This is a genomic window from Bacillus cereus group sp. N14 (genome assembly GCF_016483555.1).
In the GTDB taxonomy this organism is placed as follows: Bacteria; Bacillota; Bacilli; order Bacillales; family Bacillaceae_G; genus Bacillus_A; species Bacillus_A wiedmannii.
This window is the reverse complement of the sequence record NZ_JAEHBQ010000005.1, coordinates 46,448-63,071: the sequence shown is the minus strand read 5'-3', so window position 1 is coordinate 63,071 and position 16,624 is coordinate 46,448. Positions and strand designations below refer to the sequence as shown.

Below are 16,624 nucleotides of genomic sequence, written 5' to 3'. Positions count from 1 at the left end.
AGCGATATCGCTTTGCTTTTTATTGTTTCTTTTTCGGTCTACGTACTAACTCGCCGCCGCAGTTTGGGCAAACGTTTTGTCTTTCTTCTGTACATGGTGCACAAAATGTACATTCATACACGCAAATGTAAGCTTCAGAATTTTGCTCGAGCGATTGATCGCAAATTTGACAGTTTGTTTTCATTTCGAGTGCCATAGTAAGTCTCCTTTTAGTTTGAATATTTATAATTTAATTATAATTCATTAGATAGAAACTGTCTTTTTCAATTGAAAGGAAATCAAATGATAAAGTTACGATTTGAAATGAAAGATGCTATTTTATTTTAAAATTGATTATTTATTACAGTTGGAATATTATGAAATAGTCAAAAGACAACAGGGGGTATATATTTTGACTAATCATAACGATCATTTAAAAGCAAATTGTGAAAAATGCTTCGGTTTATGTTGCGTGGCGTTACCGTTCGCAGCATCGGTAGATTTTGCGGTGAATAAAAATGGTGGGAAGCCATGTTCTAATTTACAGTCAGATTATAAATGTAGCATACATAAAGATCTTAGAGGAAAAGGTTATAAAGGTTGTACAGTATTTGAGTGTTTTGGCGCTGGGCAGAAGATTTCGCAAGTTACGTTTAACGGGATTGATTGGCGGAAAGATGCTAAGCATGCAAGGGAAATGTATGATGCTTTTCCAGTTATGCATCAGCTTCATGAAATACTGTGGTATTTGAATGAGGCTATTCTGTTAAAGGCGACACAATCGATTCATAAAGAACTAAGTAAAGCGATTGAAGAGACGGAGTGCCTTTCAAATTTAAATGCGGACGAGTTAATGAAAGTAAATATTCCATTACATCGTGCAGAAGTAAATGTATTACTTTTAGAAACGAGTGAGCTAGTTTTGAAGGAAATGAATGCCGCGCGTAAGAAACGAATGAGTCACCGCGGAGCAGATCTTATGGGAGCAAATTTGAAGAAGAAAGATTTGCAAGGAGCGAATTTAAGAGGAGCTTATTTAATTGCGGCTAACTTAAATGGAGCAAACTTAAGAGGAGCAGATCTTATCGGAGCAGATTTACGAGATGCAGATATTCGTGGGGCTGATTTTACAAATAGTATTTTTCTGACGCAAGTTCAAATTAATGCAGCGAAAGGGGACAAACATACGAAATTGCCGAAAATGTTGTCCCGTCCATCGCATTGGAGTGCGTAAAGAGTATGGAACAGGCAGAGATTAAGAATCTCTGCCTGTTTTTTCATTTCTTTTCAAAAGTAGTAATGAAAACACTACATATAATAAGAATACCACCAATAAAAAAGTTACTATTTAATGTCTCATTTAATAAGAGCCAACCAAGCAACGATCCGACGATAGGTTGGAAGAAGAAAAATAACGATCCGATGCTTGCGTCCATTAATTCTAATCCTTTATTCCAAAGGAAAAAGGCACCTGCCGTTGAGACGACACCTAAGTAAATTACGCCTAATATTACGTACGTATTTACTGTTTCGATATAGGTTGATTGTAGTTCCCATATCATAAAAGGTGTAATGAAAAAGAGTGAAAAGAATATGGCGTACGTTGTAATCACTAAAGATGAAAATCGAACTGAAGCAATCTTTACATAAATGGATAGTAAAGCCCACGTAATAGCGGCTCCGACTAATATGATCGTACCGATAAAATAGGAGCCAATTTCAATATCCCATCCAATGACGATAATGACGCCAATTGTCGCTATGATAGTAGATAGCAGTCTACGAGCGGTTAGCTTTTCTTTTAAAATGATCGCTGCAAAGATAACCATAAATGCAGGGGTGGCTGATGTTACTAACGAGCCTGTATGAGCATCAGATAATTTTGTTCCGATAAATTGACATGTGATCGAAATGAAGTATCCGATAAATCCAATCCAAGCGAATAATAGCCAATCTTTTTTGCGTATGGTTATTTTTTTCTTTTGCTTTTTCTCAGCTATTTTCAAAATTGCATATAAAACAACAAAAGCAACGATAAAGCGTAGCCAAACGAGTGTCAGTGGTGGGATAAAGTCGAGTACGTATTTGCTAACAACATACATACCGCCCCATATACTAGCTGCTAGTGATAAACATATAGCTCCTAAAATTGTTTATTTCATGTTAAAGTACCTCCGTCTATTTTTAGGGTATTATGAGTTCCCTAAGACGAGGCATAATGCACGTGTTATATGAATGCCCGTCTTAGTTTATAGACGGCCTACAGGTTGATCGTTTTCGAATGAAGTGTTGTAGTACATGCGTGCATTCCTCCTTCATATTTTATAATGATATTATAACTTAATTTTCAGTTTATTGGGATGATTATTATACGGAGTGGATTCTTTAGAAAATGGTGGTTGTTTAAGAAAGTATAGTATATAGAAGTTAATTCTTTAATTTGTACTGATTGACCAGAAGCGATATTGATTGTGCCAGTAACGTCGTGTTCTAATACTGTTACGAGAGCATCAGCGACGTCATCCACATGGAGAAAATCTCTCGATTGTTTTCCAAGTGTACAAAATCCACCGGCAAGAATAAAAGCTTTCATTTGTTCCTCTCAATTAAAAAGAATTTGATATCGATGTTATTATGATATGTACTTAAATTAGAAAGGAACGGGCAATTTCATAGTTATATTTTGTTCGTTTTGGTTTTTTGAATTTGAGTATTTTGCTATATAGTTAAATTAATAGGTTAGGTCATATAAGATAAGGCGATAAATTTTGTATAAATTATGAATAATAAACCGTCACGTTTGACTGTACAGTTTATGTATTGTATGATGTTAGTAATATAAACAAGGGGGGAAGATCGTTGGGAAGGTGTATCGAATCGGACAGTTGGCTCTCATGGCTCACGTGTCGAAACGCACGATTGATTATTATACGAATCTAGGAATCTTAAAAGCGGAGCGATCTCAATCTAATTATCGCTATTACGATGAAACAGCATTTGAGACATTACAATTTATTGAGAAGTGCAAAGAAATGCATATGCCGCTTTGTGAGATTAAAGAGAAAATCGAGGAGAAGAAGAAGCTGCTCGGTATCAATGAACACGTTTCGAAACAAGTGAATGAAGTGACAGACCATATTCATCAATTAGAAGCAGAGTTAACGGAGTTAAAGCCGCTTTTAGATGGATTGACTGATTCACAACGTGAAAAAATATCGAAATCTTTATCTGGTCAAACGACAGCTTTAATACAGACACTTGCTCTATTATTATAGAAAAAGTGAAATCCGACCTCTTTAATTTTTGTATCGGGCTATGTTTTCTAATAAACAAATAAGAAAACATTATAGTATACAGGAGGTGGACACCTTAGTTTTTTAAACTAAGGGGATTCATTGGAAATATTTAATTTAGTCATGGTTGCGATTTTAATCGCATTTACTGGATTTTTCGTAGCAGCAGAGTTTGCGATTGTAAAGGTACGTTCAAGTCGTATTGATCAGCTTGTTGCGGAAGGGAAACGCGGTGCTTTAGCAGCGAAAAAAGTAACAACAAATTTAGATGAATATTTATCTGCTTGTCAATTAGGTATTACAGTTACAGCTATGGGATTAGGTTGGTTAGGTGAACCGACAATTGAAAAGTTATTACACCCGTTATTTGAGAAATGGAACATAAATCCTTCTATTTCATCAGTATTAACATTTGGTCTTGCTTTTATGCTAATGACGTATCTACACGTTGTAGTAGGGGAATTAGCTCCGAAAACGATGGCAATTCAAAAGGCTGAGCAAGTAACATTGTTATTGGCAGGTCCGTTAATGATGTTCTATAAAGTCATGTATCCATTTATTTGGGTATTAAACGGTTCAGCTCGTGTTGTAACTGGCTTATTCGGTTTAAAACCAGCTTCAGAACATGAAGTAGCTCATACAGAGGAAGAATTACGTCTTATCCTTTCAGATAGCTATGAAAGTGGCGAAATTAATCAGGCTGAATACAAGTATGTAAATAACATTTTTGAATTTGATAATCGTATTGCAAAAGAGATTATGGTACCGCGAACAGAAATCATTGGTTTCTACCTGGAAGATTCAGTAGAAGAACACATGAAAGTAATCCAAAATGAACGATACACACGTTATCCGATTTTTGGAGAAGATAAAGATGATATTATCGGTATGGTCAATGTAAAAGATTTCTTTATTCGATATATGAACAACGATAAAGAAGATTTATCATCGATTCGCACGTATATGCGTCCGATTATTGAAGTGATGGAAACAACTCCAATTCACGATTTATTACTTCAAATGCAGAAGAAGCGAATTCCGATGGCTGTTTTATATGATGAGTACGGAGGAACAGCCGGAATTGTAACGCTTGAAGATATCTTGGAGGAAATCGTCGGCGAAATTCGTGACGAATATGATGAAGATGAAGCACCACCAATTCAGCATGTGAATGAGCACCATAAAATCGTTGATGGAAAAGTGCTTATCTCCGAAGTGAAAGATTTATTTGGATTACACATTGAAGAAGATGATGTGGATACAATCGGTGGCTGGATTATGATGCAAAATCATGAAATTGAAGAAGGACAACATGTTGAGGCGGAAGGGTATGCATTTAAAGTGTTAGAAAAAGACGCTTACCAAATTAAACGTGTTGAAATTCGTAAGATGGAGCAAGAACAAGAAGAAGAGAAAGCAGCAACTGTGTAAGTTGCTGCTTTTCTTCTAAAGTATAAAAAATGCGAAATTAGGAGCGGATATTTTGATTCAAGCAGCCTTACGTGTATATCGATTACAATTGTATGTGATCTTTAGTGGTTTACTACTTATGTGGACGATTACTCCGTTTGGAAAACAAGTAACAGGGTTTGGTATCGGATTAGCTGTAAGTGCATATTGCCTTTGGTTATTAGCTCGCAGAGTGGAGAAACTTGGGAAAAGTATCGTCATGAAAGAAAAGGCTCCTGGATTAGGAGTTCTAAACCGATTTGCAGCAGCCATTTTAGGGGCTATTATCATGTATGAAATTGAGCATGAAATGGAAATGTGGGCATTCGGTACAGGCATTTTAGGTGGTCACTTTTTAATGATTGCGAATTTAGCTTATGCAAATATGCAGTTAGTGAAGGAAGAAGAGAAGCAAAGGGAACATGCTTCGAAAAACATAGAGCTATGATGAAAGGGACCTAGTGGGGTTCCTTTTTTGAGTTTAAGCGAGCTAATGAAGAGAATCAAATTTACGACAAATATAATACGCTTCTTTTTTACGTTTTTCAATAGTATGAAAAATAATGTAAAAAAATTAAAAAACCCATCGATTTCTAAAGGTTATGTATGTTATTATGACAAAAGACTTTTTGAAAGAGGTGGATACCAATGTTACAAGCGTTACTTATTTTTGTGCTTCAAATTATTTACGTTCCAATTTTAACAATCCGTACGATTTTGCTTGTAAAGAATCAAACAAGATCCGCTGCTGGTGTTGGATTGTTAGAAGGAGCTATTTACATTGTCAGTTTAGGTATTGTGTTTCAAGATTTATCAAATTGGATGAACATCATTGCCTATGTCATTGGCTTTAGTACGGGACTATTATTAGGCGGTTATATAGAGAATAAATTAGCAATTGGATATATTACGTATCAAGTTAGTTTGCTAGACCGTTGTAATGAATTAGTAGATGAACTACGTCACTCTGGATTTGGTGTTACAGTATTTGAAGGCGAAGGAATTAATTCAATACGTTATCGCTTAGATATCGTTGCAAAGCGTTCTAGAGAAAAAGAACTGTTAGAAATTATTAATGAAATTGCACCAAAAGCGTTTATGTCTTCTTATGAAATCCGTTCATTTAAAGGCGGATATTTAACGAAGGCGATGAAGAAAAGAGCATTAATGAAGAAGAAAGATGAACATGTATCGTAAAGAAAAGGGAGTTGTGCAGCTGTAAAAGCATTTCATAATCCCTATATAAAAAAGAGAGGAATCTACATTAAAATAGATTCCTCTCTTTTTTATGTATTATTTTTTTCTACTCTTTCTCAGATTAACAATTAACCATACAACTTGAATAATTAGTGGTAATATAAATGCAATTAATAAAACGATAAAGGCAATTAATTTCAGCTCAAGTGTTTGAGTAACACCGGTCCCATCAACCTCTCTTAGCCAAATGATAGCTGTCAATATCCCGAACGTTATAATCCAAAATATGTTACCAATCCACCAATAAATCCATCTTCTTTTCATGCTAGCACTCCTTACATTTACCCTCTGTTAAAAGTAAATTTTCGTTCGTTACATTTATAATGAAATACCTATAAAATTAATTTTTTTTAACTGTATATCTAACTTGTTTAAAGGTTACCATGTCTCCATCTTGAGTATCATCTTTCGTTTGCAAAAGTTGGACTTTTGGTTTGTAATCTGTCCTATGAGCGTGCTCGATATCTTTAATGTTAACTTTGTAGGATTCACCATTCTTTATTTTTTGTGCCAATACTTTTTTATTGGCAACATAAATAAAAGTTACTTTATTTTCATCAATACCTTCAGTCTTAATTTCTAATTCATTATCTTTTGTTGTAATCGTTGGTGTTAATAATTCCATACTGCCTTTCCCGGTTTCTAAAGAATTTTCTGCTATAGTTGAACATCCGGATAATATGATTCCAGTGAATAGAAGAAAAGCTAATTTCTTTTTCATAACATCCCCCGATTTCAAGTGATTTTTGATTTTGGCATTGCTAGGCTTGTAGTGTTTTATGTAAATGTTTAGCTAGCACTCTTTTTAATTGTAGCATAATATGTAAAGTGAAACAGGTTATATATCCAATTTGTGGATAATAGGAAAGCTTACTTATGACCGAGAATCAGTACTTTTACAGTAAGTATCTATTTTCGTTAGAAAGCGGTGTTGCTAAAGGCATTATAAATTGGATGTCCAAATGTAGGATAATGAATTTATTTTTTATGGAAATTACAATTTTTACATTTTAAAATAATGATAGGGAATAGAGGAATTCATTTACTTCGGAGGTAGTTACTTGAACATTAACGAGAAGGCAATTGAAATGTTTGAACAAAATAAATATGAGGAAGCGATGGAACTGTTTCAACGAGCAGTACACGAATCTAGAGGTGTACAATCCCTCAATAATCTTGCTTGGATGTATTTTTATGAGGAAGAGGATGATGATAAAGCTCTTGAATTAATAAAAGAAGTTGTTAAGTTGAATCCTTCCTCATACTTCCCTTATAACATTTTAGGGGACATTTACATAAAACAAGAAAAGTGGACAGAAGCGAAAGAAGTATTACAAAAGTCTATTTCGATTCAACCATCCAATGAAGCATATCACAATGTAGCTGTAGCGCATTATAACCTTGGAGAGCTGGAAAAAGCTTCGGAATTTTTCTTGCGAGTTGCAGGGGATTCGGACTATATCATGTATTGCTATGTAAAATGTTTAATTGATTTAGAGCGAACGACAGAAGCGAAAGAGAAGTTAGATGCTTTTAACAGGAAATCTGATAATTTTTTAGGAGAAATTAATGTAGCAGATTTATATGTTGAGTTGCATTGCTATAAAGAAGCAATTGAATGGTTCGAAAAGGGATACAAAGAATGCTGGAAAAGTCCCAATTGGATTAGTAGATTTGTGTATGCTCTATATAAAGCTAATAATTACTCCCGTATGAATGAAGTTATACGGGAATCTATTGAAGCGAAAACAGAAGAAATAGAAGACGTTCAGAATGAAGAGGTAGAAGAAAACTGGACAGAAAAAGATAAGAAAGAGTTAATTGAGGAATATACAGAAGAGAATAATTGTTATAAAACAATGATAGAACGTATCAAATCTGGATACGTTCCAGGGTTAGAATTTGAAACGGATTATATAGGGGGATGCTATTTATTTGGCTGTAAAAGACATAATCATCTTGAATATGAAGAATAAAAAAATCGGCTGTCAAATATGACGGTCGAATTTTTTTATGATAGGCCGGTTGTCTAAAGGTACCATCTCAATTGTAATGTGATTACATAGGTATATATCTTCTTTAGGGAATCCTTTTTTAATATTTAAAATATGTAGTGAAATAAAACCAATAAGTCCTATTCCACCGAAAATAAGCCATGGTGTATACATTCCGCCTAAGTTGGATGTAAAAGATGTACCGGTATAATTACCGATGATAAAACCAAATGCGAGTGATAGTTGATAAAATCCGAAGTAAGTAGCTGTATATGATTCGTTACTGTAATTTGCAATAGCAATATCAGCGTTAGGTAATACGAGTGTTTCGCCAATTGTAAATAAAATTACACAAATAAATAGCCAATACGGGTGTTGAAATAAAGGAATGAGTAAAAAGGAAATACTCATTAATAAAACACCGTATTTAATAATCGAAAGTGTATTGTATTTATGAAATAGTTTTCGAAATAATACCATAAATATGACGCCTGTTATTGCATTTATCGTAATAACTAGTGTAGCAAGCTGGTTGCTATTACTAATGTTTTTCATATGAAGTGGAAGTGCGACAGTAAGCTGAGTAAACATAATATAGAAGAAAATCATAATAAATGAAAACAAAAGGAAAGATTTGTTTTGTAAGATAGCCTGTAGCCCTAATGTAATAGACGTATTTTCAGTAGTGACTTGGAAGTGATTTTTAAGTAAGTAAAAGATAAAAGCAAATAACAGCATAAGAGATCCTGTTAGAGAAAAAGCATAGATTGGATCGAGTAAGAGTAAGAACCCTCCTGCAATTGGTCCAATTATTGCACCGCAATTAAAACTAAGGTTTAAATATGTAAATAAATTTTTTCTCATATGAGCTGGTTGTGAGCCGAATATGGCGCGCGCAGCAGGTTCGTAAAATGCGGTTCCGAAGCCAATAAGTGCAGAAGAAATAGAAGTTGTATAGAAATCAGAGCATATTCCTAAAGCGATAAATCCGATTCCTCTTAAAAATAATCCGGCTATCATCATAATGATATAGCCTATTTTGTCAGCAATTAAACCTGAGAATAATGGGACAACTCGTGATGTGATTGTCATAACCGTCAACACTGTTCCTACTTGAACAGCAGAAAAATGAAGAAAGCTTAATAGATAAATAGCTAAAAATGCGTATACTGCAAAATACCCAAAAGACATAAAAAATGAAGAAATAAGCATGAAACGTATCGGTATTGAGAAACTTTTCATAGAACTCCTCCTAATATTGTAACCAGTAAAATTATTTAATGGTAAACTATTTTATATTATAATTATACATAAAGTCAGAAAAAAGTAAATTTTAAGAAGAAGGTGGATGGAATTGAATCAAAATGCACCAAATGAATTAGAATATATTCGGGAATTTTTAAATACATGGAAAATACCAAACGATACGAGAGAGCCAATTGATATGCTGCAAACAGAAGAGGATATAAAGCTCTTTATGAAAAAATATTTTCATGAAGAGGTTCCATTTCATACGATAGAGGAATTAAAAAGTTTTCGAGAAGATATTCGGTTAACCGTTGAAGGCGAAGGATCATTGCAAAAGTGGTTAGAGAAATACCCATTTCATGTACATGTAAAAGAAGATATGAAAGGTATTACATATGAGCCTGTGCACGAAGAGAATGTATATACAAAAGTATTAAGCGTTGTTTTAATGGCGATTCAAGAAAATTTGTGGGGAAGGTTAAAAGCATGCCCAGATTGTCGCTGGGTATTTTATGATTATTCGCGAAATGGAAGTAAAAGATGGTGCGGTATGTATGCTGGAGAAGCCGGAGGAAGAGCGTGCGGTACGATTGCGAAAGTGAAAAATTACCGGGCGAAGAGAAAAGGGAGATCGGGTTATAATGTGTAATTTATATTAGGGGAAGAAAATTGGATGGGGGAATGTAGAATATGAAAGGTACACAAATGTTAGCTTTAAATAAAAAGTGTTGGGATACAGTTGCACCATATTTCTTTCAAGTGGATTGTTTACCGAAATATGGTCCGTATACAGCGTCTGAAGATGAGATTCATTTGTTCGATTCAATTAGAAATAAAAAGGTTCTTGATATTGGATGTGGAAGTGGGCATTCGTTGCAATATATGGCAGAACACGGGGCAGAGGAAGTATGGGGGCTTGATCTTTCAAGTGAACAAATTAAAACAGCGAGTGAAACGTTAAAGTGTTGGAATCCAAAATTAATATGCGGAGCAATGGAAGAGGAAGGGGATATTCCGAAAGGGTATTTTGATATTGTATATTCCATTTATGCATTAGGTTGGACTTCGAATTTAAGAAAAACGTTGGAACTAATTTATTCGTATGTAAAGCCAGGCGGAAGTTTTATTTTTAGCTGGGAGCATCCAGTGTATTCAAACTTACAGTATGGTACAGAAGAAATTGTTTTAAAGTCTTCATACCATGAGGAAACACCTATTACGTTTGAAACATTTAAAGGAGAAAATGTACAAGCGACATTATATAAGAGAAAAATAAGTACATACATAAATGAGTTAAATAGAGCGGGATTTACAATTGAGAGAATAGAAGAGCCTGAACCATCTAGCTCATTTGATGAAGAACGAGCTGAGCCGTCTACGAAATATTATTCTTTATATAAAGCTAGAATGGTGCCAACGACTTTTATTATTAAGGCGAGAAAGTAAAGTGCTTTATAAAAAGAAGCCTATCATTTCAAATAAATGAAATGATAGGCTTCTTTATTTTTTAAAAAATGAGTTCAGAGTGTACTTTTCTTATAAAAATGCATTTCATATAAAAGGTGTAATTATTTTGGGGAAGGGGGATTGTTGTGCGTCATCATAGAAAGTGCAAAAAATTTGGAGTGGCACTGCCTCTTCCACTTATAGGAGCAACGGGTCCAACTGGTAATAGTGGTCCAACGGGTCCAACTGGAGGGCATGAAGGTCCGGTCGGGCCTCCGGGAATCACTGGACCGATAGGAGCAACGGGTCCACAAGGCCCTCAAGGTATTCAAGGCATACAAGGTTCGCGAGGAACAACGGGAGCTCAAGGAATACAAGGTGCCATTGGTGATACTGGAGAGCAAGGTGTAACAGGTCCAGTTGGTTTGCAAGGTCCTCAAGGATTAATTGGAGAGCAAGGTCCTGTTGGCGATATTGGATTACAAGGACTAGAAGGAATACAAGGAATTACAGGCCCTGCTGGTAGTCAAGGTATACAAGGCGCCCAAGGGATACAAGGAGAAATAGGTGAGCGAGGACAAACGGGAGCACAAGGAATGCAAGGTGTGATAGGTGAAGCTGGTATTACAGGTGTAACAGGTTCGCAAGGTACCCAAGGAGCACAAGGAATACAAGGGGAGGACGGAACTACAGGTATACAAGGAGAAGAAGGTCCACAAGGCATACAAGGAATTACTGGAGAGCAAGGACACCAAGGTGATCAAGGGATACAAGGTGTAACTGGCCCAACTGGTTCTACTGGAATACAAGGCCCTCAAGGCATAAGCGGAATAAAGGGAATAACAGGTGTAATAGGCCCTCAAGGTCCACAAGGTATTCAAGGGATACAAGGAGTAAGCGGATCCACAGGTTTTCAAGGAGCAAAAGGAGTACGAGGGATAACAGGAGCAACAGGGAGTATTGGTATGCAAGGCCCAGAAGGACCACCCGGTGGTCCGACGGGAACAACCGGTCCAATTGGTCCATCTAGTGGAGTGACAGGTCCATCTGGCCCACCTGGTCCACCTGGGGGGCCAACAGGTCCAACGGGAGGAACAGGTGCACGGGGTATAACCGGAGGAACAGGTGCAATAGGAATACAAGGTTCACAAGGCATAACTGGTCCTACTGGCGCTCAAGGTGTAAGGGGAGCACAAGGTTCCCAAGGGGTAGTTGGTGTAGTTGGAATGCAAGGTGCACAAGGTTCTCAAGGTAACCAAGGAATAACAGGAGCAACTGGTGTAGAAGGCCCCCAAGGAATTCAAGGCCCGCAGGGAGAAATTGGTCCAACTGGTGCAGAAGGTCCTAAAGGTGTGCAAGGTATACAAGGGGTAACCGGTCCAACAGGGGCACAAGGAATACAAGGTCCACAAGGGGTAACGGGGCAGGCGGGAGCAACAGGACCGACGGGAGCAACTGGTCCACAAGGGGTGCAAGGAATACAAGGTCCACAAGGGATAACGGGACCAACGGGAGCGACCGGACCGACGGGAATAACAGGCCCACAAGGAATCCAAGGAATCCAAGGTCCGCAAGGTGTGACGGGGGCAACCGGAGCAACAGGAGCGACGGGAGTGACTGGTGCGACCGGCCCGACAGGGTTACAAGGGATAAGAGGAGCAACCGGTGCGACTGGTCAGGCGGGAGTAACAGGTCCAACAGGTCCGACGGGAGCAACCGGCGCAACAGGTCCTACTGGATCGTCTGCCATATCAACAGGTGGTGGCTATTTCTTCTCTACCTCAACAAGTACAATTGCAGCAAACGCCAACATCCCAATTAATTCTGGATCAACTGTATATGGAACGGGTGTATCTTTAACTAGTGCTACAACTGTCACAGTATCCACACCAGGAATATATTTAGTAAGCTACTATTTCCAAGGGGACGCGACTGGTGGGAATGAGACAGTATCTGTTAGGTTGCTATTAAATGGAACACAAGTAACAGGGAGTTTCATACAAAATGTGACGACATCAACGGTAGTAATCGAACCAGCCATTTCAAATACACTTCTTGTGAATGTAACGAGCGCCAATTCAACATTAATATTACAAAATGGCCCGTTAGGTGTAGGGCATGTGACGACTATAGCAGGTGCGATTACGGCAAGTTTAAATGTAGTGAGAATACTATAAGAAATATAAAAAACACAAGGAATGTCTGTATAGACACACCTTGTGTTTTTTTTCTTTATCTTTTCGGTTGAAAAATATGCTGAAAGAAGTATTTGTGATGTAAGTTATCTACAACTTTATTTGCTTGATATGTGCGATGTTGTTCGAGTCGAAGTCTTTGCTCCATCATTTTTATTGCGTGATCAGATAAACGTAACATTATACATGTCTCCTTTTCTATAAATATAGGTGTCTATTGGTATCGATCCCATATTTATAATTAAGGAGGTACACTGTGTAACATAGGCAAAAAGCACCTTCCTCTCCCATTACGCTTACGAGGTTAGCTGTCGGACTCGGGAAGTGAGAGTTTCCCTACTTAAAAAAGATTCGCCCCAAGTAGCATGGCTACAAAAATGGTTCCCCCGCTCCAAATTTTGGACTCAGCAAAAGGTTTTATAAAGTAAAAGATAACACAAATAAATCGACGAGTCAAACTATTTGATGTTTTCTGATTTTTTTTAGTGAGGTTAAAACCACTCCATCGGATAATATAATATCATTTATTTTAATAAATCCATGTTTTTTATATAAAGACAGAGCAGGTGTATTTTCTTTCCCTGTTTGTACAATATATGTTTGTGAAGGGGAGAACATGTCAAATACATAAAGTAGTAGTTTTGTAGCAATTCCTTTATGAAAATGATCGGGGGATACTACTAAACGATGAATATCAACTTCCTCTTCATCCATTTTAAAAGAAATAAACCCGGCAAGTGTATCTTCATAAAAATAGCCGTAGAAAATTTCATCACATGATCGAATATCGGCTACAGTATCATAAAGGCGAGGGATAGCTGTACTATTTATATATTGTGCCTCGATTTCATAAGCGGGTATTTGAATGCTTAAAATAGAAGTAGCGGTTTTGTGAGAAGTTGTTATTAATTTTTGAATCACTCGGTAAAAACCTCCTTGTAAGCTTTATTTTCATAGATTTGACAAGATTTTTCTTTATTGGATATAATAATTATAATAGTTACATAATAATTTAGTATCAAAAAGAAATACACCATAATAGAAATGGAGGACTAAAGATGGGATGGATTATCACATTAATAGTTGGTGCTATTATAGGTGCAATTGCAGGTTCTATAACGGGTAAAAATTTCCCGGGTGGTATGTTTGGAAATATTATCGCAGGTTTATTAGGTGCTTCGTTAGGTGGTAGATTATTTGGATCTTTTGGGCCATCATTTGGTGGGATTCATGTCGTGCCAGCATTATTAGGAGCAATCGTATTAATTCTTATTGTATCATTTGTAGTGAAAGCTGCAAGAAAATAAAGATATAGATTATGATGAAGAGCCCTGAATAAGGGCTTTTCATCATTCGAAGAGGTGGTTTCATTGGAAAAAGTAAATATAAGAAAAAGAGATAAGTTGAAAAAGTTTTTTAGAGAACAAAATTATTTAGCGGTGTTACTTGGATTTGCGTTATTGTTTATTAACATATTATTGCTAACGAAAATTTCTTTTGTGTTTACTCCGTTTATCGTCTTTTTAAAAACAATTTTCTTCCCTGTATTATTAGCGGGTGTACTATTTTATATTTTACATCCATTCGTTTCGCTTTTAGAAAAGAAAGGCGTTTCAAGAATCGTATCAATCGCTTCTATATATATAATAGTACTAGGATTATTTGTGTTTTTAGTTGTAACAGTAATCCCGATTATTAAAGATCAAATTGATGCATTAATAGATAACTTACCGTATTTCGGTCATGAAATTGAGCGAGCGGCACGTAGATTTGGGGAAAGTAATTTACTAGGGAAAATTCAAGAGAATTTAAATGTTGATGTAGCGAGTATGGTAAAAGACTACACAGTTGATTTTACGAAGTCGTTATCATCAGTAACTGGAAATGTAACTGGATTTTTAAGTACTGTTACAGAGGTCGTTTTAACGTTTGTAATGGTTCCATTTATATTGTTCTATCTTTTAAAAGATGGTGAACAATTACCGAACCACTTTTTAAAGTTTATTTCAGAACAAAGACATCCAGCAGCGATGAGAATACTAGATGATATGCATTATGCGATTAGCTCGTATATTAGAGGGCAAATTATCGTTAGCTTGTTTATCGGTATTATGCTATTAATCGGTTACCTTATTATTGGTATTAAATATGCGGTACTACTTGCTATTTTAGCAATGATTGTAAATATCGTTCCATACGTAGGACCAATCATTGCAATTACACCAGCATTAATTATCGCATTTATTGACTCGCCATCAATGGTGTTAAAAGTAATTATTGTAATGATGGTCGTACAATTAGCAGAAGGTAAATTTATTTCTCCGCAAGTTATGGGAAAAAAGCTAGACATTCACCCAATTACTATCATTTTTATTATTTTAACTGCCGGAAATTTATTTGGAATTATGGGGATTATTTTAGCAATTCCAGGATATGCGATATTAAAAGTGTTAGTAACGCATAGTTATAGATTTGTTAAGTTAAATACGTAAAAAAATAGCTAAAACAGATAAAACTGTTTTAGCTCTTTTTTATTAAGAATTGATTTGCGTATTGGCGTGCCCATTGATCAGCTTCTAATATAGCATCGAGTGAAGGATCTTTTACATTATGATGAGCCTCAACTGTATTGTAAATTGTTTTTTCGATATCGAAAAATGCAATTTCATTTTTAAGAAATAGTGCATTTGCAATTTCATTCGCTGCATTTAATACAGCTGGAGTTGTACCGCCAATTTTGCCACATTCAAATGCGTATTGTAGACAGGGGAACTTCTCTAAATTTGGTTTTTCAAAATGCAAACTACCAATTTCTAATAAATTTAATTTTTCATAGGATGAAGGTAGTCGAGTAGGGTAGTGAAATGCATATTGAATCGGCATTCTCATATCAGGGGCACCGAGCTGTGCCATGACTGATCCATCAATAAACTCTACTAAAGAGTGAATGATACTTTCTTTATGAATCATAACATCAATTTTTTCATAAGGAATATCGAATAGCCACTTAGCTTCCATCACTTCAAACCCTTTATTCATTAAGGTGGCAGAATCTATCGTTAGTTTTGCCCCCATTAACCAGTTTGGGTGTTTTAAAGCATCCTTCGCTTGTAATGTTTTCATTTCTTCACGTGTTTTATCACGAAAAGCGCCGCCAGAAGCTGTAACAATTAATTTTTCGATTTCCTTATTATTTTCCCCATTTAAACATTGGAAAATAGCTGAATGTTCACTATCGACTGGAATTAGGCGGCATCCGTTTTGTTTCGCTAGTTCGGTTACGATATGTCCAGCTGCAACTAAAGTTTCTTTGTTAGCGATGGCGATATCTTTCTTCGCCTTTAATGCTTCAATTGTTGGGAGTAAACCTGAAACACCGACAACTGAACTTAATACAAGATTTGTATCAGGATGGGTAGATACTTCAATTAAACCATCAGTTCCATATGTAATTTTTGTATTTGTTGAAATACGAGAACGCAATGTGTCCGCTAATTCTCTTGTCGCTACGCTTACAATACGAGGCTGAAACGATTCGATTTGCTTTTCGAGAAGATCGATATTATAATTTGCGGTTAAACCGACGATTTTAAAATGTTCAGGATGAGCGGAAACGACATCTAATGCAGATGTGCCAATGGATCCCGTTGAACCTAAAATGGATATATATTTTACCATGAAAAAACCTCCAAAGTTGTTTCGAGTATTTCTGCAAACCTATATATTATTAGACAATCAAGGTGAAAATTCCTGCTATATAAAA

At 36.1% G+C, this 16,624-nt stretch carries 19 protein-coding genes, 1 pseudogene and 1 riboswitch; of the genes and pseudogenes, 11 read left to right on the top strand and 9 right to left on the bottom strand.

Features of this window, described 5'->3' with window-relative positions; genetic code table 11:
- Positions 1-19: 19 nt before the first annotated feature.
- Positions 20-196: a DUF1272 domain-containing protein gene (locus JDS82_RS09785; RefSeq protein WP_016080876.1), complete on the bottom strand. Its 177-nt coding sequence runs from the start codon at positions 194-196 to the stop codon at positions 20-22.
- Positions 197-391: 195 nt separating this feature from the next.
- On the opposite strand from JDS82_RS09785, the gene JDS82_RS09780 reads away from it, so the two are divergent.
- Positions 392-1,213: a pentapeptide repeat-containing protein gene (locus tag JDS82_RS09780; RefSeq protein ID WP_199713156.1), complete on the top strand. Its 822-nt coding sequence runs from the start codon at positions 392-394 to the stop codon at positions 1,211-1,213.
- A 43-nt stretch (positions 1,214-1,256) separates the two neighbouring features.
- Here JDS82_RS09780 and JDS82_RS09775 read toward each other — a convergent pair whose 3' ends face one another.
- Together JDS82_RS09775 and JDS82_RS09770 are read right to left on the bottom strand one after the other, a co-directional pair.
- A complete protein-coding gene (locus JDS82_RS09775; RefSeq protein ID WP_346011106.1) occupies positions 1,257-2,129 on the bottom strand; it encodes a DMT family transporter in 873 nt (290 codons plus the stop codon).
- Between the two features lie 233 nt (positions 2,130-2,362).
- A pseudogene (locus JDS82_RS09770) lies at positions 2,363-2,542 on the bottom strand (NAD-dependent epimerase/dehydratase family protein); the annotation flags it as partial.
- A 304-nt stretch (positions 2,543-2,846) separates the two neighbouring features.
- Between JDS82_RS09770 and JDS82_RS09765 the strand changes: the two are divergent.
- The 4 genes from JDS82_RS09765 (at position 2,847) to JDS82_RS09750 (ending at position 5,918) form a co-directional block, all read left to right on the top strand.
- Positions 2,847-3,254, top strand: coding sequence for a MerR family transcriptional regulator (locus tag JDS82_RS09765; RefSeq protein WP_000285633.1), 408 nt, complete (start codon positions 2,847-2,849; stop codon positions 3,252-3,254).
- Between the two features lie 120 nt (positions 3,255-3,374).
- Complete coding sequence (locus JDS82_RS09760) at positions 3,375-4,703, top strand: hemolysin family protein (protein WP_000402265.1); 1,329 nt, start codon at positions 3,375-3,377, stop codon at positions 4,701-4,703.
- A 52-nt stretch (positions 4,704-4,755) separates the two neighbouring features.
- Positions 4,756-5,169, top strand: a complete 414-nt coding sequence (locus JDS82_RS09755; protein WP_000613585.1) for an ATP synthase subunit I — start codon at positions 4,756-4,758, stop codon at positions 5,167-5,169.
- 200 nt (positions 5,170-5,369) lie between these two features.
- Positions 5,370-5,918 carry a DUF2179 domain-containing protein gene (locus tag JDS82_RS09750; RefSeq protein ID WP_000938437.1) on the top strand — a complete coding sequence of 183 codons (549 nt, stop codon included), beginning with the start codon at positions 5,370-5,372 and terminating at the stop codon, positions 5,916-5,918.
- 96 nt (positions 5,919-6,014) lie between these two features.
- On the opposite strand, the gene JDS82_RS09745 is transcribed toward JDS82_RS09750, so the two are convergent.
- Entirely contained in the window at positions 6,015-6,242 is a 228-nt protein-coding gene (locus tag JDS82_RS09745; RefSeq protein ID WP_000830333.1) for a DUF3923 family protein, read from the bottom strand.
- Positions 6,243-6,318: 76 nt separating this feature from the next.
- Positions 6,319-6,699: a hypothetical protein gene (locus JDS82_RS09740; RefSeq protein WP_000727606.1), complete on the bottom strand. Its 381-nt coding sequence runs from the start codon at positions 6,697-6,699 to the stop codon at positions 6,319-6,321.
- A gap of 340 nt (positions 6,700-7,039) precedes the next feature.
- Between JDS82_RS09740 and JDS82_RS09735 the strand changes: the two genes are divergently transcribed.
- The gene (locus tag JDS82_RS09735) at positions 7,040-7,954 is read left to right on the top strand and encodes a tetratricopeptide repeat protein (protein WP_098057229.1); all 915 of its coding nucleotides are present in this window, start codon (positions 7,040-7,042) and stop codon (positions 7,952-7,954) included.
- Between the two features lie 12 nt (positions 7,955-7,966).
- Here JDS82_RS09735 and JDS82_RS09730 read toward each other — a convergent pair whose 3' ends face one another.
- Positions 7,967-9,214 carry an MDR family MFS transporter gene (locus tag JDS82_RS09730; protein WP_000834831.1) on the bottom strand — a complete coding sequence of 416 codons (1,248 nt, stop codon included), beginning with the start codon at positions 9,212-9,214 and terminating at the stop codon, positions 7,967-7,969.
- A 112-nt stretch (positions 9,215-9,326) separates the two neighbouring features.
- Between JDS82_RS09730 and JDS82_RS09725 the strand changes: the two genes are divergently transcribed.
- The 3 genes from JDS82_RS09725 (at position 9,327) to JDS82_RS09715 (ending at position 12,843) form a co-directional block, all read left to right on the top strand.
- Entirely contained in the window at positions 9,327-9,869 is a 543-nt protein-coding gene (locus JDS82_RS09725) for a CGNR zinc finger domain-containing protein (RefSeq protein ID WP_199713155.1), read from the top strand.
- Positions 9,870-9,910: 41 nt separating this feature from the next.
- Positions 9,911-10,666, top strand: a complete 756-nt coding sequence (locus JDS82_RS09720) for a class I SAM-dependent methyltransferase (protein WP_199713154.1) — start codon at positions 9,911-9,913, stop codon at positions 10,664-10,666.
- A gap of 146 nt (positions 10,667-10,812) precedes the next feature.
- Positions 10,813-12,843, top strand: a complete 2,031-nt coding sequence (locus JDS82_RS09715) for a collagen-like protein (protein WP_199713153.1) — start codon at positions 10,813-10,815, stop codon at positions 12,841-12,843.
- 55 nt (positions 12,844-12,898) lie between these two features.
- Here the strand turns inward: JDS82_RS09715 and JDS82_RS09710 are convergent, their stop codons facing one another.
- Complete coding sequence (locus JDS82_RS09710) at positions 12,899-13,042, bottom strand: hypothetical protein (RefSeq protein ID WP_000945246.1); 144 nt, start codon at positions 13,040-13,042, stop codon at positions 12,899-12,901.
- Between the two features lie 96 nt (positions 13,043-13,138).
- Positions 13,139-13,281: riboswitch (cyclic di-AMP (ydaO/yuaA leader) on the bottom strand.
- Between the two features lie 33 nt (positions 13,282-13,314).
- Positions 13,315-13,782 carry a GNAT family N-acetyltransferase gene (locus JDS82_RS09705; RefSeq protein ID WP_199713152.1) on the bottom strand — a complete coding sequence of 156 codons (468 nt, stop codon included), beginning with the start codon at positions 13,780-13,782 and terminating at the stop codon, positions 13,315-13,317.
- A gap of 137 nt (positions 13,783-13,919) precedes the next feature.
- Between JDS82_RS09705 and JDS82_RS09700 the strand changes: the two genes are divergently transcribed.
- The gene (locus JDS82_RS09700) at positions 13,920-14,168 is read left to right on the top strand and encodes a GlsB/YeaQ/YmgE family stress response membrane protein (protein WP_000539721.1); all 249 of its coding nucleotides are present in this window, start codon (positions 13,920-13,922) and stop codon (positions 14,166-14,168) included.
- Between the two features lie 63 nt (positions 14,169-14,231).
- Positions 14,232-15,353 (top strand): AI-2E family transporter, encoded by a 1,122-nt coding sequence (locus JDS82_RS09695; RefSeq protein ID WP_000416920.1) that lies wholly within the window; start codon positions 14,232-14,234, stop codon positions 15,351-15,353.
- Positions 15,354-15,381: 28 nt separating this feature from the next.
- On the opposite strand, the gene JDS82_RS09690 is transcribed toward JDS82_RS09695, so the two are convergent.
- Complete coding sequence (locus JDS82_RS09690) at positions 15,382-16,539, bottom strand: 1-deoxy-D-xylulose-5-phosphate reductoisomerase (protein ID WP_000241781.1); 1,158 nt, start codon at positions 16,537-16,539, stop codon at positions 15,382-15,384.
- Between the last annotated feature and the right edge of the window lie 85 nt (positions 16,540-16,624).